We start from the raw sequence: 20,049 nt of genomic DNA on the forward strand, positions 1-20,049 counted from the left end.
ATCAAACATATACCTCTTAATGGGTATATGGCGTTGTGGTTGATACATATCAATAAGCGTCAGATAGGGCGCGCTATTGTAGCCGCAGATATCGTAAATTTGAGGCAAAAATGAGCAAGCACAATGTCGTCGTTATCGGTAACGGCATGGTCGGCCACCGCTTCATAGAAGAGTTACTTGAGAAAGCGGAACCCGACCAGTTTTCGCTGACCGTCTTTTGTGAAGAACCCCGCGTCGCCTACGACCGTGTCCACCTGTCCGCTTACTTCTCCCATCACACCGCCGAAGAGCTGTCGCTGGTTCGTGAAGGCTATTACGACAAACATCAGGTCAATCTGCTGCTGGGCGAACGCGCCATCACCATTAACCGTGATGAGAAGCTCATCCACTCCAGCACCGGTCGCGCGGTTTACTACGATACGCTGATTTTTGCCACCGGCTCTTATCCGTGGATCCCGCCGATTAACGGTGCCGAAGGCAGCGACTGCTTTGTCTACCGCACCATCGAAGATCTCAACGCTATCGAAGCCTGCTCGCGCCGCAGCAAACGCGGTGCGGTCATTGGCGGCGGCCTGCTGGGACTGGAGGCGGCGGGCGCGCTGAAAAATCTGGGTATTGAAACCCACGTTATTGAATTTGCGCCAGTACTGATGGCAGAACAGCTCGATCAGCAAGGCGGGGAACAGCTGCGTCGCAAGATTGAGCAGATGGGCGTGCGGGTCCACACCGGAAAAAACACCCAGCAGATAGTGCATCATGAGCACGGCGGTAAAACGCTGCAGTTCGCCGACGGCAGTGCGCTGGAAGTCGATTTCATTGTCTTCTCCACCGGCATTCGCCCGCAGGATAAACTGGCAAAACAGTGTGGATTGACCCTGGGTCCGCGCGGCGGGATCGCCATTGATGACCAGTGCCGCACCAGCGATCCCGCCATTTACGCCATCGGTGAGTGTGCCGCCTGGCAGAATCGCGTCTATGGCCTGGTGGCACCGGGTTACAAAATGGCGCAGGTCGCCAGCGACCATCTGCTGGGCCGTGACAATACGTTTACCGGCGCGGACATGAGCGCCAGACTCAAGCTGCTGGGTGTCGATGTTGGCGGTATTGGCGATGCGCGTGGCACCACGCCAGGCGCTCGCAGCGTGGTCTGGCTGGATGAAAGCAAATCGGTCTACAAACGCCTGATTATCAGCGAAGATCAGAAAACCCTGCTGGGTGCGGTGCTGGTGGGAGACACCAGCGACTATGGCAACCTGCTGCAACTAGTGCTGAATGGTATTCCGCTGCCGGATAACCCGGAAGCGCTGATTCTGCCTGCGGGCAGCGGAAATAAACCGGCTATCGGCGTCGATTCCCTGCCTGACAGCGCGCAAATCTGCTCCTGCTTCGACGTCAGCAAAGGCGACATCATCAAAGCGGTTCAGGGTGGCTGTCACACCGTCGCCGCGCTGAAAAGCAGCACCCGAGCCGGTACAGGCTGCGGCGGCTGTATTCCGCTGATTACTCAGGTACTGAACAGCGAACTCAGCCGTCAGGGCATCGAGGTCAATAACCATCTTTGTGCCCACTTCGCCTGGTCACGCCAGGAGCTGTATCACCTGATTCAGGTGGAAGAGATTAAAACCTTTGATGAGCTGCTGGCCCGCTATGGTCAGGGTTACGGTTGTGAAATATGCAAGCCTGCGGTGGGCTCCCTGCTCGCCTCCTGCTGGAACGAATACGTACTCAAGCCGCAGCACGCGCCGTTGCAGGACAGCAACGACCTCTATCTGGGTAATATCCAGAAAGATGGCACCTATTCGGTGATCCCGCGCTCGCCCGGCGGTGAAATCACGCCGCACGGACTGAAAGTGATTGGCGAGATCGCCGAACGCTATCAGCTCTATACCAAAATCACCGGCTCGCAGCGCATCGGCTTGTTTGGCGCGCAGAAAGACGATCTGCCCGCTATCTGGTCGCAGCTGATCGAGGCCGGATTTGAAACCGGTCAGGCCTACGCTAAAGCGCTGCGTATGGCGAAAACCTGCGTCGGCAGCGCCTGGTGCCGTTACGGCGTGGGCGACAGCCTCGGCTTCGGCGTCATGCTGGAGAACCGCTATAAAGGCATCCGCACACCGCACAAAATGAAGTTTGGTGTCTCCGGCTGCACCCGTGAATGCGCAGAAGCTCAGGGCAAAGATGTCGGCATTATCGCCACTGAAAAAGGCTGGAACCTCTACGTCTGCGGCAACGGCGGCATGAAACCGCGTCATGGCGATTTGCTGGCGGCAGATCTCGATCAGCAGACGCTGGTCAGCTATCTCGACCGCTTCATGATGTTCTATATCCGCACCGCCGACCGCCTGCAGCGCACCTCACTGTGGCTGGAGAGTCTGGAGGGCGGCATCGATTATCTGCGTAGCGTGATCGTGGATGACAAACTCGGCATCAACAGCCAGATGGAGCAGCAACTGACCGCGCTGCGCGCCAGTGTTCGCTGTGAATGGCAGGCGACGCTGGAAGATGAAAGCCAGCTGACGCGCTTTGCCCACTTTATCAACTCGCCGCAGCGCGACCCTGCAGTGCAGCGGGTGGCAGAGCGCGACCAGCATCGTCCGGCACGCCCTGAAGAACGTATTGCCGTAACCCTGATTGAGGAGACCGAATCATGAGCCAGTGGAATCCGGTGTGCCCGCTGACGCAGATCCTGCCCGCCACCGGCGTCTGCGCGCTGGTCAAAGGTCAGCAGGTGGCTATCTTCCGCCCGCGCGACGATGAGCAGCTTTATGCCATCAGCAATATCGACCCGTTTGCCGATGCCAGCGTGCTGTCACGCGGCATTATCGCCGAACATCAGGATGCGCTGTGGGTGGCCAGCCCGCTGAAGAAACAGCATTTTCGCCTTAGCGATGGCTACTGCATGGAGGATGAAACCCGCTCCGTGGCGGCCTGGCCGGTGCGGGTCAATGCCGGACAGGTTGAAGTCTGCCTGTAACGCCTGTCAACAGCCCGCCTCCGCGGGCTTTTTAAGGATCTCTGATGGACTACTTTCCCTTGTTCTGCCGCCTGCAGGGCCGTCGCTGCCTGCTGGTCGGCGCGGGTGATGTGGCGGAGCGAAAAGCGCGTCTGCTGCTGGAGGCTGGTGCCGATCTTTGGGTCGGTGCCCCTGATTTCTCCCCTGCCTTCCTGCAATGGGCACAGCAGAAAGCCGTCACCCTGCTGCCAGGGCATTTCGATCCAGCGTGGCTGACCGGCTGCTGGCTGGTGGTCGCCGCGACAAGCGATGACGTGGTCAATCAGCAGGTGGCAGAGGCAGCTGAAAAGCAGCAGATCTTCTGCAATCTGGTAGATGCACCACAGCAGGCCAGCGCCATTATGCCGTCGATCATCGACCGCTCGCCGCTGATGGTCGCCGTCTCTTCCGGGGGACGCGCGCCGGTGCTGGCGCGGCTGCTGAGGGAGAAACTGGAGGCGATGCTGCCGCAACATCTGGGCCAGCTGGCACAGCGGGCGGGAACCCTGCGCGATCGGGTGAAAAAGCAGTTCGGCTCACTCAATGCCCGACGCCATTTCTGGGAGCGCTTCTTTCACAGCGAGCGGCTGGCCCAGACACTGGCTAACGGCGACAGTGAACGCGCGGATCAGATTACCGACGCGCTTTTTAGCGCAGATATCGCCAGTCAGGGTGAAGTGGCGCTGGTCGGTGCCGGTCCGGGCGATGCCGGATTGCTCACACTCAAAGGCCTGCAGCTGATGCAGCAGGCGGACGTCATCGTCTATGACCGGCTGGTTTCCGATGAGATCCTGAATCTGGTGCGCCGCGATGCCGAACGCATTTTTGTCGGGAAACGCGCCGGATATCACTGCGTACCGCAGGATGCGATCAACCAGCTGCTCTGCGAACAGGCGCTGCGCGGCAAACGTGTGGTGCGCCTGAAAGGCGGCGATCCCTTTATCTTTGGTCGCGGCGGTGAAGAGCTGGAAGCGCTGGCACAGCTGAAGATTCCGTTTAGCGTGGTGCCGGGCATCACCGCGGCATCAGGCTGTGCGGCCTACAGTGGCATTCCCCTGACCCATCGCGATCATGCGCAGAGCGTCAGGCTGGTTACCGGCCATCTGCAGAAATCCGGTACGCTCGCCTGGCAGACGCTGGCGGCAGAGCAGCAGACACTGGTCTTTTATATGGGGCTGGCCCAGGCCGGAGAGATTCAGCAGCAGCTGATAAAAAACGGGATGCGCAGTGATATGCCTGTGGCACTGGTGGAAAACGGCACCAGCACGCGTCAGCGCGTGGTCACCGGGACGCTGAACGAGCTGGAGGCGTTAGCCGGTCAGGTGAACAGTCCCAGCCTGATGATCATCGGCAGCGTGGTGAGTCTGCGTGACAGCCTGCGCTGGTTCTGAATCGGCAAGTAAAAAAACGGCGGACATGATGCCCGCCGTCCTGTTTTTCTGCTCAGCCATTACGGCATCGCGACAAAGCCTACCGCTTCGTAAACCTTCTTCAGCGTTTCCTGCGCCTGTGCGCGTGCTTTCGCCGCGCCATCACGCATCACCTGCTCCAGCAGCGCTTCATCGTTGCGGAAGCTGTAATAACGCTCCTGCAGCTCGGAGAGCATGCCTGACACGGCATCAGCTACTGCACCTTTAAGGTGGCCATACATCTTGCCTTCGAACTCCTGCTCCAGCTCGGCGATGGTTTTACCGGTCACGCCTGACAGAATATCCAGCAGGTTAGAGACGCCCGCCTTCTCTTTCACGTCGTAGCGCACCACTGGCGGCTCTTCAGAGTCAGTAACGGCGCGTTTAATCTTCTTCACCACCGCTTTCGGATCTTCCAGCAGGCCGATCACGTTGTTGCGGTTGTCGTCAGACTTGGACATTTTTTTGGTCGGTTCCAGCAGCGACATCACGCGCGCGCCAGACTTCGGAATGAACGGCTCCGGCACCTTGAAGATGTCGCCATAGATCGCATTGAAACGATGCGCGATATCACGGCTCAGCTCCAGATGCTGCTTCTGATCTTCACCGACTGGCACCTGATTGGTCTGATAGAGCAGAATGTCTGCCGCCATCAGAACCGGGTAGTCGAACAGCCCGGCGTTGATGTTCTCTTCGTAACGCGCTGATTTGTCCTTGAACTGCGTCATACGGCTCAGTTCACCGAAATAGGCGTAGCAGTTCAGGATCCAGCTCAGCTGCGTGTGCTCTGGCACATGCGACTGAACAAAGATGGTGCTTTTTTGCGGGTCGATACCACAAGCCAGATAGAGTGCCAGCGTATCCAGCGTCGCTTTACGCAATGCAGCAGGATCCTGACGCACAGTGATCGCGTGCAGATCAACAATGCAGTAAATGCAGTGGAAATCATCCTGCATCTGCACCCACTGACGCAGCGCTCCCATATAGTTGCCAATGGTCAGTTCGCCGGACGGCTGTGCGCCGCTGAAAACGATGGGTTTCATACTTGAGTCCTGATATTTACAGCCCCAGTGTGGGCAAAAGTTCGTCGAAAGAGTCGAGGGTTAAATCGGGCTGGCTGGTGGCAATCGGCTCGCCATAGTTATAGCCATAGGTCATGGCCACATTGGGCACGCCCGCCGCCTGCGCCGCCTGGATATCATTGCGAGAGTCGCCAACAAACAGCAACTCGTTCGGCAATACGCCGAAGGTGCCCAGCACCATAAAGATCGCTGCAGGGTGCGGTTTTTTAACCGGCACATCATCACCACCGATAATCAGCGAAAACGCATCGGCAATGCCAAGCGATTCAAGCAGCGGTGCCACAAACGGCGTCGGCTTGTTGGTCACAATCGCCATCGGCAGCCCGGAAGATTTTAGGGCATCCAGCGTCTGCTTCACCTGTGGGAACAGTGTGCTGCCCGCATCCACGGTGTCGGCGTAGTGGCGGTCAAACAGCGCGCGTGCATCGCGCTGCTCTTCCGGCTGCGGCTCACGGCCCAGCGCGAAGGTCAGCGCGCGGGCCATCATGATATCGGCACCATTGCCAATCCAGGTTGAGACACGCTCAAGGCCCGCCCGTGGCAGGCGAAGATCGTTCAGCGTGCGGTCGATCGCATCGGCAAGGCCTGGCGCGCTATCCACCAGCGTGCCATCGAGATCAAACGCCAGCGCACGAATATCAGTGAAATGAGCCATTGGCTTTCTCCAGTTCGTTGCGCATATCGTCGATCACTTTTTTATAGTCAGGATGTCCGAAAATGGCAGAACCCGCGACAAACATGTCGGCACCGGCAGCCGCAATCTCGCGGATATTGTCGATCTTCACGCCGCCATCCACTTCGAGACGAATGTTATAGCCGCTCTGATCGATACGTCTGCGCGCTTCACGCAGTTTATCCAGGGTACCGGGAATAAATGACTGACCGCCAAAACCAGGGTTTACGGACATCAGCAGAATGATATCCAGCTTATCCATGACGTAATCGAGGTAGCTCAGCGGGGTCGCCGGATTAAACACCATACCCGCTTTACAGCCATGCTCTTTAATCAGTTGCAGGGTGCGGTCAACGTGTTCGCTGGCTTCGGGATGGAAGGTAATATAGGTGGCACCGGCTTTGGCAAACTCCGGGATCAGCGCATCCACCGGCTTCACCATCAGGTGCACATCGATAGGCGCAGTGATGCCATAGTCGCGCAGTGCTTTCAGCACCATCGGACCCATGGTGAGATTAGGGACGTAGTGGTTGTCCATTACGTCGAAGTGAACCACGTCACCTCCGGCCGCCAGCGCTTTGGCTGTGTCTTCGCCCAGCCGGGCAAAGTCCGCCGACAGGATTGAAGGGGCCAGCAAATATTGTTTCATCCGATTCTCCCACTGTTGTGCGCCAGCACTCAGGCTGGCGTAATGCGTTGGTCGCGGACGAAACAGACTAGCGATAAAGTGCCAGTAGTTCGTCGACCTTGGTGCGACCGGCTATGCTCCGGCTGATAGAACGCCGGGCTTTGACCACATGTAACACTGCATCCTGATACCATAAACGCGTCAGTGCAGTGTCGTGGTTAGAAATCAGTACCGGAATCCGGTGCTCCGACGCAGCCAGCTGTGCCGCTAACGCCGCCAGATTCTCCTGCTCACGCAGGCTGAAGCTGTTGGTGTGATAAGCCGTAAAATTGGCCGTTGCCGACAGTGGTGCATAAGGCGGATCGCAATAGACCACTGAGCCTTTACCGGCACTGGTCAGGGTAACATCGTACGATTCACAGACAAACGTCGCTTTTTGCGCTCGCTCGGCAAACCATAACAGTTCGGCTTCCGGAAAGTAGGGTTTGCGATAGCGGCCAAACGGCACGTTGAACTCACCACGCAGGTTATAGCGGCAGAGGCCGTTGTAACAGTGACGGTTCAGATAGAGAAATAACAGCGCGCGCTGGTAGGCGTCGGTGCTGGTATTAAATTCGGTGCGCCGCTGGTAATAACAGATCTCGTTGTTACCTTCGGGCGTAAACAGCAGCTGCGCGTCACGGATGAAATCCGCCGTGCGCGTTTTGACAGTGTTATAGAGATTAATCAGGTCACTGTTGATATCAGCCAGATGGTAGCGATCAAATTCAGTGTTCAGAAACACCGAGCCCGCGCCAACAAATGGCTCGACCAGACAGTCGCCTTGCGGCAGATGACGATGGATCTCTTCTACTAAGGGAAATTTTCCCCCTGCCCATTTCAGGAAAGCGCGATTTTTTTTCATGCTGTCGTGGTTATTACATCTTATTGTGAGGCTGTGGCTGGACCGACAGCAGATCTGCGCTTAAAACGGGGCCAGAGCCTGGCCCCACATCCGCTATTGGCTGGCTTCTTTCTTCACCTGGCTGACGGGTTTTACCCATGGGTTCTTCGCACGCACGTCTGCAGGCAGCGATGCTACAGCGCGTTTGGCATCGGCCGGTGTGGCATAGGAGCCACTCACCAGCACGTACCACGACTGACCGTTACGGGTGGTTTTGTAGACGTGATAGCCACTCAGATTCTGTTGCTTAGCCCAGGCATTCAGGCTTTCCGGCTTCGACGCACCGCTCAGCTGCAGAGTATAACTTCCACCTGGCAGTGATTTGCTGGCTGAACTGCTGCCCGCTGCCGCGGAACTCACTGGCGTACGCGCTGGCGTGGTATGCGTTTTGCTGTCACGGGTTACAGGCTTCGACGCTGTTTTATGCGATGAATCGTGCGCCGAACGAGCAGCCGTATTTGATTTGTTCGGTGTCTGACGGACTGAAGGTGCGGTGACAGGATTGGCAGCCGTTCCGGCATTGCCGCTGACCGTTGCTGGCGCCGTTGGCAGTGAACTGCCGCTCTGCGTGCCCATCGCGGCACTGTCAACCTGCTGCTGCTGATTAGTCAGCGCGCTGTTCAGATCGCCGGGCAGTGTGACACGCTGCTGATTCGCGGGCGCATCAACCGGTGCGGCCTGCGTAGGCGTTGAAGCCACAGGCGGCATTGAGATATCGCGCTGCGGATTAGAGGCAGCATCACCGCTGGTGGCGGGGGTAGTCTGCGCATCTGATGGAGGCGTCTGCCCACCGGACAGGGAAGAGGAGCCGCCCAGGTCAATATTCTTTTCGCTGCCGGAACCGCCATTGGCGGCAGGGGTTGTGCCCGCCGTGGCCGGTTTTTTCTCATCCGGGCCATTCAGCGCCGAACCGATCCCCAGCACCAGTAACAGCAGAACCAGGATTCCGACGCCCATCATGATACGCTGGCGCGAAACCGGTGTTTTGGCCGCAGTAGAGGACTTACGAGGGCGCGAGGGACGGCGGTCGCTGGCGTCAGGCTTTAACTCGTCTTCCGGTTTAAACTCATCCATTTTGGCTCCTCCGTAAAGCGGCATTCCGCACTGCGCACCCTGCGCGCCGCGTCACCACTCAACTGCTTAATCTCAGGGTTGCTGACAATCGTTAATTGCAGCCAGCACCATATCATGTGCCACGCCACCACGCACTTCAGAGCGGCCAATCGACAGCGGGAGTATCAGCCGCAGTTCGCCCGCCAGAACTTTTTTATCGCGCATCATGTGCGGCAGATACATCTCTGCACTCATCGCCTGCGGCCCATGCACCGGCAAACCGGCACGCTGGAACAGGGCAATAATGCGGTCGGTCTCCTGCGGCTGGAACTGTCCCAGACGTTCAGCCGTACGTGCTGCCATCACCATGCCCGCAGCAATCGCTTCACCGTGTAGCCAGTTGCCGTAGCCCATGTGTGCTTCAATCGCATGACCAAAAGTATGGCCCAGGTTAAGCAACGCCCGCTGACCGTTTTCACGCTCATCGGCCGCCACGACCTCAGCCTTCAGTTCACAACAGCGACGAATGCAGTACGCCAGCGCCTGTTCATCCAGCGCCAGCAGCGAATCAAGATTCTGCTCCAGCCACTGGAAAAACGCACCGTCGAGGATAATGCCGTACTTAATGACTTCCGCTAAGCCAGACGCCAGTTCACGCGCAGGCAGCGTCTTCAGACAGGCCGTATCAATCACCACCGACGCGGGTTGATAAAATGCGCCGATCATGTTTTTGCCCAGCGGATGGTTAACGGCCGTTTTGCCGCCAACCGAAGAATCAACCTGCGACAGTAAGGTGGTCGGTACCTGAATAAAGCGTACGCCACGCTGATAACTGGCCGCAGCAAAACCGGTAAGATCGCCAATGACGCCGCCGCCTAAGGCGACAAGCGTCGTATCACGACCGTGCGGCTTTTGCAGGAGTGCGGTAAAAACCTGATCCATCACGGCCAGCGTCTTATATTGCTCGCCGTCGGGTAAGATCACCTGATCCACTTTTACACCTGCCGCCGTCAGACATGCTGTCAGCTGGTCAAGATAGAGCGGAGCCAGCGTCTGGTTTGTCACCACCATGGCGTTTTCGCCCGCGGTCAGCGGCCAAAAAGAAGCCGGATCGTTAAACAGTCCGGCGGCAATAGTGATGGGGTAACTGCGTTCCCCCAGTGAGACGGTGATCTTCTCCATGATGCCCGATACCTGTTAAAAAGCCTTCGAACGTTGGATCAACTTTTTTCCAACATGTGGATAATCTGATTCGCCACCACTTTCGCACTCTGATCATCTGTGCGAATGGTTACATCGGCGATCTCTTCGTAGAGCGGGTTGCGTTCGCCAGCCAGCGCTTCAAGCACTTCGCGCGGCGGTGAATCCACCTGCAGCAACGGACGTTTTTTGTCACGTTGGGTGCGCGCCAGTTGCTTTTCGATGGTGGTTTCAAGATAAACCACAACACCGCGGGCGGAGAGACGATTACGCGTTTCCCGGGATTTGACGGAACCACCGCCTGTCGCCAGGACGATGCCTTGCTTCTCGGTCAGTTCGTTAATGATTTTTTCTTCGCGATCGCGAAAGCCAGCTTCGCCTTCGACATCAAAAACCCAGCCCACATCCGCTCCGGTGCGTCGCTCAATTTCCTGATCGGAATCGAAGAACTCCATGTTGAGTTGCTGAGCCAACTGACGGCCAATAGTGCTTTTGCCGGCACCCATCGGCCCAACCAGAAAGATATTGCGTTTCTCTGCCATTTTGTCGGTATTACTAAGAATTCGTTAATGATACCCCGCGTTCAGCATTTGCTGGCGGGACAGGAACTGAGACCTCATGAGCGTTAGCAAGAGTCAGATGAAAAATTATCTCAACACTCAAGGCTGTTTGGCAACCGATTATATTGCCTTCAGCACATCCATTTCTGAATTGGCCTGTGTTCGCGAAACTGTAACGCGCCAGCGCTGCGTCTTTACAACGCTGCTTACAGAGGAGTTTTCTGATCTGTTTGCCGGGATTTACCCTGCATAGACGGTTACACCGTATTGAAAATCGCTAAACCTTGTAAGCTAATTCCTCTCCTGCGTCAACGCAGATGGCCTTAAGGAACGCATTTTCCGTTTTATCCCGCCGTAAGCGCTGCTTCCCTGACCAATCGCGGCGTTATGAAGATCACCAGCTCTCTTTTTTTGCGCTGTTCAGATTGCTGACGAAACAACCCGCCAATCAGCGGCACATTTCCCAGCAGCGGCACCTTATTTTCTCCATGACTGCGCTGCTGCTGAAAGATACCCCCTAACGCCAGTGTTTGCCCGTCACTGACCGTGACCTGCGTCTCAATTTCCTGTTTATCAATGGATAATATGTCGCTGTCGCCGGTTCTGATGCTGCGACCCGGCATGTTCTGACTGAGATGGATCTTCAGCTGGATGCGGCCATTCCCGGAAATCGTCGGTGTTACCTCCATGCCCAGCACCGCTTCTTTGAACTCAATACTGGTAGCTCCACTGTTTCCCGCCGACACTTCATAAGGTATCTCCGTACCCTGCTTAATCGACGCGGTCTGCTGATGTGAGGTAAAGAGGCGTGGACTGGCGATGATTTCAATCTGGTTTTCCTGCTCCAGCGCACTTAATTCCAGATCCAGAAGTTGGCCGCCGATGCGCGCCAGCGCCATACCCATGCTGATGCCGGGCGAACTGACCGCCAGCGGAATATCCAGCCGTGGATGATGCAGGATGTCAGTCACGGCGGCGTCACCGGCCTGCAATCCCCACTTCACACCCAGCTCCTGCAGATGCTCTTCGCTGATTGTGACGATATGCGCCGATAGCTCGATCTGCTCCAGTGGCAGGTCCAGCGCCCGTATCCAGCGTTCCGTCTCTTTCAACGCTGCCGCCGTATCGCGCAGTAACAGGGCGTTGGTGCGTTTGTCGACCGTTACGCTACCGCGCTCACTCATCAGCGACTGCCGTTCACTCACCAGACTGGCATGCACCTCGCTGGCACTGGCGTAACGCAATATCACGGCGCGCTGTTGCAAAGGCTCACGCTGCAATCGGGCCTGCTGCTCAGCCTGTCGCGTCTTCTGCTGTTCCTGTTGCCAGCTTTCAGGATAGACCAGCAGGACATTATCCTGTTCTATCAGCGTCAGCTTGGCCATGCGCGCCACCAGATCCAGCGCCTGATGCCACGGCAGGTTATCAAGCCGCAGCGATAACGCCCCTTCAACTTCTGGTGCAATCATCAGGTTAATCTGCTGATAGTCAGCCAGCGCCTGCAAAATGCGCGCTACCGGCGCGTTATCAAATGTCAGGCTGAGAGGCTCGTCATCAGCGGCGTAGACCGGCAGCAGGCAGCTTATGAGCAGCAGAGTGGCTATCCTTTTCATGCGAACGTCCTTTTAAGTAAAACGAAGTCTGTTGTGCTGTGCAGCTATTCGGTACCGCTAAGGAGAGACTGCGGCGGGTCATATCAGCGAGTTGCCAGGGCGACAGGGGAAACGGTTTACCTGTGCGGACCGCGATGCTCTCTCCCTTCGGGTTCAGCAGCCAGGCATGAAAATGCGTCTCACGGCCAATGATCCCCTGCAGACGCCAGCCGGTAAGCGGTTCCATGAGCGCCTCACAAGCTGCATCGGCAACAGGCCGGAACGGATCACGCGCCAGCACACCGCCACAGCACAGCAGTAAAATCAGCAGGCTAAGGCGCATCGTCAGGCTCCAGCCAGAGTTGAGCCACCAGATGCTGCGGCTGCGCCAGCAGCTGAAAATGCACCGGAAACGCCAGGGAAGCATCGGCAAGCTCGGCAAAAAGTGACTGAAACGCCGGCCACTGCAGATGCAGGGTCAGCGTGCGTGAAGGAGAATCCGGCTGCCACTCTTCCAGCTGATAACGTCGTGTCGCCAGCATCGCTTCCACTGCCCGGCCCGATGCGCCCGGTGCAGGCCTGGCAATCTGCATCGACTCCAGCTGCCCTTGCAACTGCGCAATATCCGGGTTCTGACCCCACTGCTGCTGGCGTTGCTGCAGGATACGGTTCAACTGCAACAGTTTCTGCTGTTCAGCGATCAGTGCCTGCTGCTGTGGCCGCAACCAGAAAGCCCACGAGATCAGTAACAGGCCGGATGAGAGGGCGGCGAGCAAGACGTAACGCGGACGTGCAGCCATCTGCCACCAGCGATCCCACCACTCATTCATTAGCCATCTCCTGCACCTCTGCCCGCAATGAAAAGCGATAATGACTATCAGCCTGACGCTTAACGCTGCCCTGCCTCACCTGGCCAAACAGGGCGATGGTGGTTAACTGCTCACGGAAATGCTGGACCGCCGCCATATCCTGCGCCAGCCCCTCCAGCGTGAGACGATTGTCGAGCTTCTCCAGCCGGGTCAGCCAGGCGGTGTCAGGCAGTAACGCGGGTAAATCGATCCAGAACTGATGCCATGCGGCCAGTTGCACAGACTGCTGGCGCTGCTTCGCCTGCTGTTTTTGCACTACCGTGAGCTGCGCCAGTAACGTTTTCTGCTGCGCCAGTTGTGCGTCCAGGTTTTGCAGTACCTGCTGCTGCTCCCTGCTAGTCTGCGCCACCTGCTTACGCGCCTGACAGATGCGCCAGCTTTGCTGTATGACTCCCACCAGAACAGCACCCAGCATCAGTGACAGCACGATAAGGCTCTGTCGCCGCTGCTGTTGCTGACGGCGCTGCCGCCACGGCAGCAGATTCACGGCGACCATCATTTATCTCCATCGCGTATCGCCAGCCCGGCCGCCAGCGCAAAGGCACCCGGACTTTCCGGTAACGGCGGCTGTTTATAACGGAACAGATCAAAGGGGGAAAACGCGCGAGCGTCAGCGGGCAGCGCAGAATTATCGGCTGAGCACCAGGCGACAGAACGGGCATCGGGGAAAGACTGCTGCTGCAGTGCCGCAAGCGAAGTGGCTTCGCCGTTCTCAGCCGCGGTATGCACATCGCTCCAGAGCCACCGGTTATCCTGCTGCAGCACCAGTACCTCACCCTCCTGCAGCGCGGCCTGGTGGGCTAACCGCCTGAGCGCTTCGGTAGTCAGTTCAAACACCTGCGGCTTTAAACCCGCCTGCAGCAGTGGCGCTGCCCACTGGTCTATAATCTCCAGCCGGGCCGCCGTGACGCAGAGCTGACCGCTCTGTGCATCGGCCCGATAATCCAGCGCCAGCGCAGCAGGCTCCAGCGGAAAGAGACGACGTGCGGCCGCCTGCACGTAGTGCCCCAGCGCAGGCTCATTGAGCGACTGTGCGGGCAGGGAGAGCTGACGCTGCAGTACCAGCCGGGTGGGCAGCGCGACCCGCAGCGAGTAACGACGCGGCAACCGCTGACGCCAGGCTGTTAAGGCTGCCACTAATTCAGGCGAACATTGCAGCACGCCGTTTCTTAACGTATCTTGCGGCAGCCGCTGCTGCCACCAGTGGCGTAGCTGCCAGCCATCACGATGCGGCTGGAGGGCCAGGGCACAAATCTGCCTATTCTGAATATCCAGCCCAATTTGCCAGGTATGAAAAGCCATGCGCGCGATCTCCTTATCGTTCGGGAAAGATGGACATATCAAAGCGTCTGGCTTGCCTTTATACTACCGCGCGGTTGTTTATAAACTGCTCAAACGACAAGAGATGGGAAATTCCAGGTGAAGTTCGTAAAGTATTTATTGATCCTTGCAGTGTGTTGCATCCTGTTGGGAGCTGGCTCGATTTATGGTTTATACAAATACATAGAGCCGCAGCTGCCCGACGTAAACACGCTGAAAGATGTGCGTCTGCAAACCCCGATGCAGGTTTACAGTGCCGATGGCGATTTAATCGCCCAGTATGGCGAAATGCGCCGTATCCCTTTGACTCTGCAGCAAGTGCCACCTGTGATGGTGAAAGCGTTTATTGCGACCGAAGACAGCCGTTTCTATGAGCACCATGGTGTTGACCCGGTGGGTATTTTCCGTGCGGCCAGCATTGCGCTGGTTTCCGGTCACGCCTCACAGGGTGCCAGTACCATCACTCAGCAGCTGGCCCGTAACTTTTTCCTGAGTCCGGAACGCACTCTGATGCGTAAAATAAAGGAAGCGTTCCTGGCGATCCGCATTGAGCAGTTGCTGAACAAAGATGAAATTCTTGAGCTTTACCTGAATAAGATCTACCTCGGCTACCGTGCTTATGGCATCGGCGCAGCTTCTCAGGTCTATTTTGGTAAGCCGGTTGACCAGCTGTCGCTGAGTGAGATGGCGATGATTGCCGGTCTGCCAAAAGCGCCGTCCACGTTTAACCCGCTTTATTCACCGAGCCGCGCCCTGTCGCGCCGCAATGTGGTGCTGGCGCGTATGCTGGATCAGCATTACATCACGCAGCAGCAGTATGACGAGGCACGTAATACGCCGCTGGTGGCGAAGTATCACGGTCCGGAAATTGCCTTCTCTGCCCCCTATCTCAGCGAGATGGTGCGTCAGGAGATGGTGAAACGCTACGGCGACGATGCCTATACCGACGGTTACAAGGTCTACACCACTGTTACCCGCCGTCTGCAGGAAGCCGCTCAGACCTCGGTGCGCAATAACGTCATGGCTTACGATATGCGTCATGGCTATCGCGGCCCGACCAGCGTCCTGTGGAAAGTGGGTGAACCTGCCTGGGATCAGACAAAGATTGAGAAGGCGCTGAAGCCGCTGCCGGTCTATGGACCGTTGCATCCGGCCGTGGTCACAGAAGCACGCAGTGATGAAGCGACCGTGATGCTGAAAGATGGCAGCAATGTGTCGCTGGCACTGGCGGGTGTGCGCTGGGCACGTCCTTATAAGTCTGACACCGTGCAGGGCCCGACGCCGAAAAGCGTGACGCAGGTCCTGCAGGCTGGCCAGCAGATCTGGGTGCGTAAAGTGGGTGACGACTGGTGGCTGGGCCAGGTGCCGGATGTGAACTCGGCGCTGGTCTCACTGGATCCAAATGATGGTGCGGTGCGCGCGCTGGTGGGCGGTTTCGCCTTTAACCAGAGCATGTTTAACCGTGCGACCCAGGCGCTGCGCCAGGTCGGTTCTAACATCAAACCTTTCCTCTATACCGCTGCCATGGATCGCGGCCTGACGCTCGCTTCCATCCTTAACGATGTGCCGATTTCCCGCTGGGATGCGGGTGCGGGTGCTGACTGGCGTCCGAAGAACTCCCCGCCGACGTATGATGGCCCGATTCGTCTGCGTCAGGGACTCGGCCAGTCGAAAAACGTCGTCATGGTACGTGCGATGCGTGCGATGGGCGTGGACTACGCCGCAGAGTATCTGCAGCGCTTTGGTTTCCCGGCTCAGAATATTGTGCACACCGAGTCGCTGGCATTGGGTGCGGCCTCATTCACACCGTTACAGGTGGTTCGCGGCTACTCCGTGATGGCAAATGGCGGCTTCCTGATCGATCCCTATTTCATTACTAAAATTGAGAACGAACAGGGCGGCACCGTATTTGAAGAGAAACCGAAGATCGCCTGTCCACAGTGCAATCTGCCGGTCATCTACGGTGAGACCAAAAAAGCGCTGGCATTAAATGAAGAGAGCGTCGAGAACGTTGCCGCCTCAAATAACAATCAGAATCAGGCGGTTCCTCAGCCTGAACTGGAGCAGGTTCCGGCGCAGGCACAGCAGGGTGAGCAGCAATATGCGCCGCACGTGATCAATACCCCACTCACCTTCCTGATTAAGAGCGCGCTGAACAGTAATATCTTTGGTGAACCAGGCTGGATGGGAACCGGCTGGCGTGCCGGGCGTGACCTCAAGCGTAATGATATCGGCGGTAAAACCGGTACCACCAACAGCTCGAAAGACGCCTGGTTCTCAGGTTACGGCCCTGGCGTAGTGACTTCAGTCTGGATCGGTTTTGATGATGCGCGCCGCAATCTGGGCCGCAGCACGCTCTCCGGTGCCATTCCCGATCAGATTTCGGGCTATGAAGGCGGTGCGAAGAGTGCACAACCGGCATGGGATGAGTACATGAAGAGCGCGCTGGACGGTGTACCGGTACAGCCATTAACCCCGCCGGATGGCGTGGTCACAGTGACTATTGATCGCAGCACCGGCAAGCTGGCCAATGGCGGTGGCAACACCCGTCAGGAGTACTTCATCAATGGTACCCAGCCAACCGAATATTCGGTGCATGATGTGGGTACGACGATTATGGATAACGGCGAGAGCCACGAGCTGTTCTGATGTGATATCTGTAGTATGAAATGCCCTGAGGCTGGTCGCTTAACGTGACCAGCCTTTTTTATTCAGACAGATTTTACTTTAATGCTACGTTTCTGCAGGGAATGTTCATCTCCCGCTCCGAACTATCAGCCATACTCCCTGTTAATATTTAGGCTACTACGCTATTCATTCTCTGCGTCAAAATTACACCCTGTTAACGTACACCTATTACTCTACTTTCTTCAGAGAAAACAGGTGATTATAAAAAATGCAAGGGGTGCGAATAATAGTGCTGTTAAAGGCAAAAAAAATCGGTCACCAGGTGACCGATTTTAATTAACCCTTATACTAATAAGGTGAAAATCTGACAAAAGGCTCCAGAATTCGAGCCAAAAAAGATAAGACTATCATTATTATAAACATCGCCACATTGGCTTTCCCTGATGCCAGCAAAAAACTCAATAGTGTGTTAACTCAAAACTGAAGTCAGTTTAATAGTAAAGACATTAGTTAACATGAGCAATATTGACTCTTGCGCATTGTATATTCTCGTGATAAGAATGAAACCCAGCGATGATCTTGCCCTCACATTAATTGAATCATTTATGGATGCATTTATATATGGAAATTAAAATAGGCCACACTGAAGACGCTAAGACTGAAGAGTATATTATTCAGCGGCTTTGGCAGCATAATGAACGCTTTACCGAGATCAATATGAAAACGCTGAATGTTATCCTGTATGACGATCAGCAAAATATCCAGGGTGGGCTGCTAGCCCATACCTGGTGCGGCACACTGGATATTCATTACCTCTGGATAGATGATGCCTGGCGACGGCTTGGCACAGGTCGTCAATTGATGCAGGCTGCAGAAGATGAAGCGCGTAATCGAGGCTGCCATATGTCAGTAGTTGATACGCTAAGTTTTCAGGCGCGTGGTTTCTACGAAAAGCTGGGTTATCGCGTTTATGGTGAACAGGAAGGCTATGCTCAGCGCTACGCACGTTATTATCTGGCTAAAAGATTATAATCTTAATATTTTGAGCGAGGCGCTATGGACAGCCCATATCGTAATATCGATCAGTTTATTGATGCATTCGTCGCAACAGTGAATCTATTACCTACCCCCTGGGGTCTTAAAGATGCAACATCCCGGCATCTCTATATGAATAAAGCAGCCAGGTTATATACGGGTACACCCGCGAATTTTTTATTAGAGGGTAAAAGCGATAGCGAATTCCCTACGCGCTGGAATGATTGCGCTGATCAATTCCTTGAACACGATCAACGAGTAAAAGTGCGAAGAGACTGTGTGACGGTTATCGAAACCCACTACTGGTATGGCAAGAATTACCTCATGCCATTTATTAGCGATAAATATCCTATTTTCGGTAACCGAAAGCAGTTACTCGGCTACATCTGGAATGCACGCCCGGTAGATAACTTTAGCACGCTGAGCTTTATTGATTCAAAGAAAGTGTCTGTAATGACGACGCAGCTTGAGCATCCACTTTTTACGCCAGCCGAACTGGATGTCATCTTTTTGCTGCTAAGACGATTCAATGTTAAAGAGATCGCCCGCATTTACAACCTCAGCGTAAAAACTGTCAGTAATCGCATCACCACGCTGTATCAAAAAGCAGGTGTGCATTCGCTACAACAATTTGAAGGCTACTGCCGTGCGGAGTCACTGGAGAATTATCTGCCAGAGCGGTTTCTCAGCACAGGCGTTATTTATATATAAACGGTAAGGAAACCATGTCGTGAGTAAATTTGATGATTATCCACTGAGCCCTGTCCCGGCAAATAGAAGACTCTCACTGCTGAGCGTGGCTATTGTGCATATGGGTATGCTGACTGCGCTGGATCAGTTTATGCTCGGCGCGGTTCTGGGCAACAGCATGACGCTGGCAGAGGCGTTTACCGCAATCACGCTGGCCAGCCTGCTGTTTGGCGTGCTGACTTTTGCGCTCGGCTATGCAGGAATGCGTGAGGGACTGCCGGGGAGCTTGCTGGCGCGCTGGTGTGGTTTTGGCCGCCACGGCTCAGTGCTGATAGGCATGCTGGTTGCAATCAGCCTGCTGGGCTGGTTCGGCATTCAGAATGCGGTATTTGCCCGCTCGCTGAGCTATGCCCTGAACGGCAAACTCAGCTTTGCAGAGTCGGCCGCACTCTCAGGTACCGTGTTGACGTTACTGGTTACCTTTGGCTTTAAGGCGCTGCGCTTTACCGCACGCATTGCGGTTCCGCTTTTCATCGCGCTGGTCGGCTGGATTTTCTGGCACGCATTCCACGGCCAGTCTGGCCAGAACATACCGCCGGTTATCGCCAGCCAGGCCATTACTGTAAGCGCCGCGATGACCATGGTGATTGGCGGCGCAATTCTTGCCAGCCTGATGACGCCTGACCTGACGCGCTTCTCACGTAACGGCAAAGATGTGTTTGCCATCACGCTGCTGACCATTATGGCGGGCGAATATGGGGTCAATGGCGTAGCTATTCTTATTGCCAGAGAATTGCAGACCTCAGATATCATCGCGATTATTACGCAAACCACCAGCTCACTGGGTTTGCTGGCTGTCGTTTTTTCGACCCTGCGCATTAATGACCTGAATCTCTATTCATCCACGCTGGGCATCGCTAACGCGATTGAAGGCGTGACCGGCTATAAACCACGTTATCAGATGATTACGCTGCTGCTGGGAATGCTCGGTACACTCTGTTCAGTTTTCGGGATTCTCGATCGCTTTGTCGATTTTCTGGAACTGCTGGGCGTCATCTTCCCACCGATACTGGGCGTAATGATCGTTGACTACTACGTACTGAAAACTGAACGACAGACGCTGGCGCTCAGTCGTACCAGCGATGCCTTACCGGCAACCTCCCAGCTTATTGGCTGGCCCGCGCTGATCGCCAGCGTCGCAGGTGCAGCCACGGGTCTGCTGGTTGAGCGCGGCGTACCGGTGCTTAATTCAATGCTTGTCGCGTGTGTCATTTACCTGCTGACCGCGCCACTCTTAAAGCGATCATCGTCCTTACAGGAAAAAGTTACTGCTGAATAAAGCAAAAACGCGCCTGTAGCAGGCGCGTTTCTTTTC

20 protein-coding genes are annotated in these 20,049 nt (G+C 55.9%); 8 read left to right on the top strand and 12 right to left on the bottom strand.

The window, feature by feature from the left end:
• Positions 1 to 110: 110 nt before the first annotated feature.
• The 3 genes from nirB to cysG are packed head-to-tail and all read left to right on the top strand — an operon-like array spanning position 111 to position 4,383.
• Positions 111 to 2,651, top strand: a complete 2,541-nt coding sequence (gene nirB, locus F3I20_RS10765) for a nitrite reductase large subunit NirB (RefSeq protein ID WP_150011062.1) — start codon at positions 111 to 113, stop codon at positions 2,649 to 2,651.
• The gene (gene nirD, locus F3I20_RS10770; RefSeq protein WP_013359274.1) at positions 2,648 to 2,974 is read left to right on the top strand and encodes a nitrite reductase small subunit NirD; all 327 of its coding nucleotides are present in this window, start codon (positions 2,648 to 2,650) and stop codon (positions 2,972 to 2,974) included. Before nirB ends, nirD begins: the two co-directional genes overlap by 4 nt.
• Before the next feature lie 44 nt (positions 2,975 to 3,018).
• Positions 3,019 to 4,383: a siroheme synthase CysG gene (cysG, locus tag F3I20_RS10775; protein WP_150011064.1), complete on the top strand. Its 1,365-nt coding sequence runs from the start codon at positions 3,019 to 3,021 to the stop codon at positions 4,381 to 4,383.
• 59 nt (positions 4,384 to 4,442) lie between these two features.
• Here cysG and trpS read toward each other — a convergent pair whose 3' ends face one another.
• The 7 genes from trpS to aroK all read right to left on the bottom strand — a co-directional run bounded on the left by trpS (position 4,443) and on the right by aroK (position 10,522).
• Positions 4,443 to 5,444 carry a tryptophan--tRNA ligase gene (gene trpS, locus F3I20_RS10780; RefSeq protein WP_150011066.1) on the bottom strand — a complete coding sequence of 334 codons (1,002 nt, stop codon included), beginning with the start codon at positions 5,442 to 5,444 and terminating at the stop codon, positions 4,443 to 4,445.
• A gap of 16 nt (positions 5,445 to 5,460) precedes the next feature.
• Positions 5,461 to 6,138, bottom strand: a complete 678-nt coding sequence (locus F3I20_RS10785) for a phosphoglycolate phosphatase (protein WP_150011068.1) — start codon at positions 6,136 to 6,138, stop codon at positions 5,461 to 5,463.
• Positions 6,122 to 6,805: a ribulose-phosphate 3-epimerase gene (gene rpe / locus F3I20_RS10790; RefSeq protein ID WP_013359278.1), complete on the bottom strand. Its 684-nt coding sequence runs from the start codon at positions 6,803 to 6,805 to the stop codon at positions 6,122 to 6,124. The genes F3I20_RS10785 and rpe overlap by 17 nt, the downstream gene beginning before the upstream one ends.
• Positions 6,806 to 6,872: 67 nt before the next feature.
• On the bottom strand, positions 6,873 to 7,688 hold the full coding sequence (gene dam, locus F3I20_RS10795) for an adenine-specific DNA-methyltransferase (protein ID WP_150011070.1): 816 nt from the start codon (positions 7,686 to 7,688) through the stop codon (positions 6,873 to 6,875).
• Positions 7,689 to 7,781: 93 nt separating this feature from the next.
• The gene (locus F3I20_RS10800; protein WP_150011072.1) at positions 7,782 to 8,801 is read right to left on the bottom strand and encodes an SPOR domain-containing protein; all 1,020 of its coding nucleotides are present in this window, start codon (positions 8,799 to 8,801) and stop codon (positions 7,782 to 7,784) included.
• Positions 8,802 to 8,873: 72 nt separating this feature from the next.
• Positions 8,874 to 9,962 (bottom strand): 3-dehydroquinate synthase, encoded by a 1,089-nt coding sequence (gene aroB / locus F3I20_RS10805; protein WP_150011074.1) that lies wholly within the window; start codon positions 9,960 to 9,962, stop codon positions 8,874 to 8,876.
• A gap of 38 nt (positions 9,963 to 10,000) precedes the next feature.
• Positions 10,001 to 10,522: a shikimate kinase AroK gene (aroK, locus tag F3I20_RS10810; protein WP_003852989.1), complete on the bottom strand. Its 522-nt coding sequence runs from the start codon at positions 10,520 to 10,522 to the stop codon at positions 10,001 to 10,003.
• A 76-nt stretch (positions 10,523 to 10,598) separates the two neighbouring features.
• Here aroK and F3I20_RS10815 point away from each other — a divergent pair, with 76 nt between their 5' ends.
• Positions 10,599 to 10,793: a hypothetical protein gene (locus tag F3I20_RS10815; protein WP_033734187.1), complete on the top strand. Its 195-nt coding sequence runs from the start codon at positions 10,599 to 10,601 to the stop codon at positions 10,791 to 10,793.
• A gap of 91 nt (positions 10,794 to 10,884) precedes the next feature.
• Here the strand turns inward: F3I20_RS10815 and hofQ are convergent, their stop codons facing one another.
• From hofQ to pilM, 5 genes are read right to left on the bottom strand one after another with little or no spacing between them, the layout of a single operon-like run.
• Positions 10,885 to 12,153, bottom strand: a complete 1,269-nt coding sequence (hofQ, locus tag F3I20_RS10820) for a DNA uptake porin HofQ (RefSeq protein WP_150011076.1) — start codon at positions 12,151 to 12,153, stop codon at positions 10,885 to 10,887.
• Entirely contained in the window at positions 12,095 to 12,475 is a 381-nt protein-coding gene (locus F3I20_RS10825) for a HofP DNA utilization family protein (RefSeq protein WP_150011078.1), read from the bottom strand. The genes hofQ and F3I20_RS10825 overlap by 59 nt, the downstream gene beginning before the upstream one ends.
• Entirely contained in the window at positions 12,465 to 12,962 is a 498-nt protein-coding gene (locus F3I20_RS10830) for a HofO family protein (protein ID WP_150037538.1), read from the bottom strand. Before F3I20_RS10830 ends, F3I20_RS10825 begins: the two co-directional genes overlap by 11 nt.
• Positions 12,955 to 13,500: a PilN domain-containing protein gene (locus tag F3I20_RS10835; protein ID WP_223813095.1), complete on the bottom strand. Its 546-nt coding sequence runs from the start codon at positions 13,498 to 13,500 to the stop codon at positions 12,955 to 12,957. Before F3I20_RS10835 ends, F3I20_RS10830 begins: the two co-directional genes overlap by 8 nt.
• Positions 13,497 to 14,303, bottom strand: coding sequence for a type IV pilus biogenesis protein PilM (gene pilM, locus F3I20_RS10840; RefSeq protein WP_150037539.1), 807 nt, complete (start codon positions 14,301 to 14,303; stop codon positions 13,497 to 13,499). The genes F3I20_RS10835 and pilM overlap by 4 nt, the downstream gene beginning before the upstream one ends.
• A 117-nt stretch (positions 14,304 to 14,420) precedes the next feature.
• Between pilM and mrcA the strand changes: the two genes are divergently transcribed.
• The 4 genes from mrcA to F3I20_RS10860 all read left to right on the top strand — a co-directional run bounded on the left by mrcA (position 14,421) and on the right by F3I20_RS10860 (position 20,013).
• A complete protein-coding gene (gene mrcA, locus F3I20_RS10845; RefSeq protein ID WP_150011084.1) occupies positions 14,421 to 16,970 on the top strand; it encodes a peptidoglycan glycosyltransferase/peptidoglycan DD-transpeptidase MrcA in 2,550 nt (849 codons plus the stop codon).
• Positions 16,971 to 17,570: 600 nt separating this feature from the next.
• Positions 17,571 to 17,981, top strand: coding sequence for a GNAT family N-acetyltransferase (locus F3I20_RS10850; protein WP_150011086.1), 411 nt, complete (start codon positions 17,571 to 17,573; stop codon positions 17,979 to 17,981).
• 24 nt (positions 17,982 to 18,005) lie between these two features.
• A complete protein-coding gene (locus tag F3I20_RS10855; RefSeq protein WP_150011088.1) occupies positions 18,006 to 18,695 on the top strand; it encodes a helix-turn-helix transcriptional regulator in 690 nt (229 codons plus the stop codon).
• A gap of 19 nt (positions 18,696 to 18,714) precedes the next feature.
• Entirely contained in the window at positions 18,715 to 20,013 is a 1,299-nt protein-coding gene (locus F3I20_RS10860) for a cytosine permease (RefSeq protein ID WP_150037540.1), read from the top strand.
• Positions 20,014 to 20,049: the final 36 nt, after the last annotated feature.

The organism is Candidatus Pantoea gossypiicola, from assembly GCF_008632075.1.
Taxonomy (GTDB): Bacteria; Pseudomonadota; Gammaproteobacteria; order Enterobacterales; family Enterobacteriaceae; genus Pantoea; species Pantoea gossypiicola.

Bases quoted from the DNA above. Each gene is read 5' to 3' on its own strand.
- dam (WP_150011070.1), bottom strand. From the start codon at position 7,688: ATGAAAAAAAATCGCGCTTTCCTGAAATGGGCAGGGGGAAAATTTCCC.
- F3I20_RS10785 (WP_150011068.1), bottom strand. From the start codon at position 6,138: ATGGCTCATTTCACTGATATTCGTGCGCTGGCGTTTGATCTCGATGGC.
- F3I20_RS10850 (WP_150011086.1), top strand. From the start codon at position 17,571: ATGGAAATTAAAATAGGCCACACTGAAGACGCTAAGACTGAAGAGTAT.
- nirB (WP_150011062.1), top strand. From the start codon at position 111: ATGAGCAAGCACAATGTCGTCGTTATCGGTAACGGCATGGTCGGCCAC.
- pilM (WP_150037539.1), bottom strand. From the start codon at position 14,303: ATGGCTTTTCATACCTGGCAAATTGGGCTGGATATTCAGAATAGGCAG.
- F3I20_RS10855 (WP_150011088.1), top strand. From the start codon at position 18,006: ATGGACAGCCCATATCGTAATATCGATCAGTTTATTGATGCATTCGTC.
- cysG (WP_150011064.1), top strand. From the start codon at position 3,019: ATGGACTACTTTCCCTTGTTCTGCCGCCTGCAGGGCCGTCGCTGCCTG.
- F3I20_RS10825 (WP_150011078.1), bottom strand. From the start codon at position 12,475: ATGCGCCTTAGCCTGCTGATTTTACTGCTGTGCTGTGGCGGTGTGCTG.
- F3I20_RS10835 (WP_223813095.1), bottom strand. From the start codon at position 13,500: ATGATGGTCGCCGTGAATCTGCTGCCGTGGCGGCAGCGCCGTCAGCAA.
- hofQ (WP_150011076.1), bottom strand. From the start codon at position 12,153: ATGAAAAGGATAGCCACTCTGCTGCTCATAAGCTGCCTGCTGCCGGTC.
- F3I20_RS10815 (WP_033734187.1), top strand. From the start codon at position 10,599: ATGAGCGTTAGCAAGAGTCAGATGAAAAATTATCTCAACACTCAAGGC.
- aroK (WP_003852989.1), bottom strand. From the start codon at position 10,522: ATGGCAGAGAAACGCAATATCTTTCTGGTTGGGCCGATGGGTGCCGGC.
- nirD (WP_013359274.1), top strand. From the start codon at position 2,648: ATGAGCCAGTGGAATCCGGTGTGCCCGCTGACGCAGATCCTGCCCGCC.
- F3I20_RS10800 (WP_150011072.1), bottom strand. From the start codon at position 8,801: ATGGATGAGTTTAAACCGGAAGACGAGTTAAAGCCTGACGCCAGCGAC.
- F3I20_RS10830 (WP_150037538.1), bottom strand. From the start codon at position 12,962: ATGAATGAGTGGTGGGATCGCTGGTGGCAGATGGCTGCACGTCCGCGT.
- trpS (WP_150011066.1), bottom strand. From the start codon at position 5,444: ATGAAACCCATCGTTTTCAGCGGCGCACAGCCGTCCGGCGAACTGACC.
- aroB (WP_150011074.1), bottom strand. From the start codon at position 9,962: ATGGAGAAGATCACCGTCTCACTGGGGGAACGCAGTTACCCCATCACT.
- rpe (WP_013359278.1), bottom strand. From the start codon at position 6,805: ATGAAACAATATTTGCTGGCCCCTTCAATCCTGTCGGCGGACTTTGCC.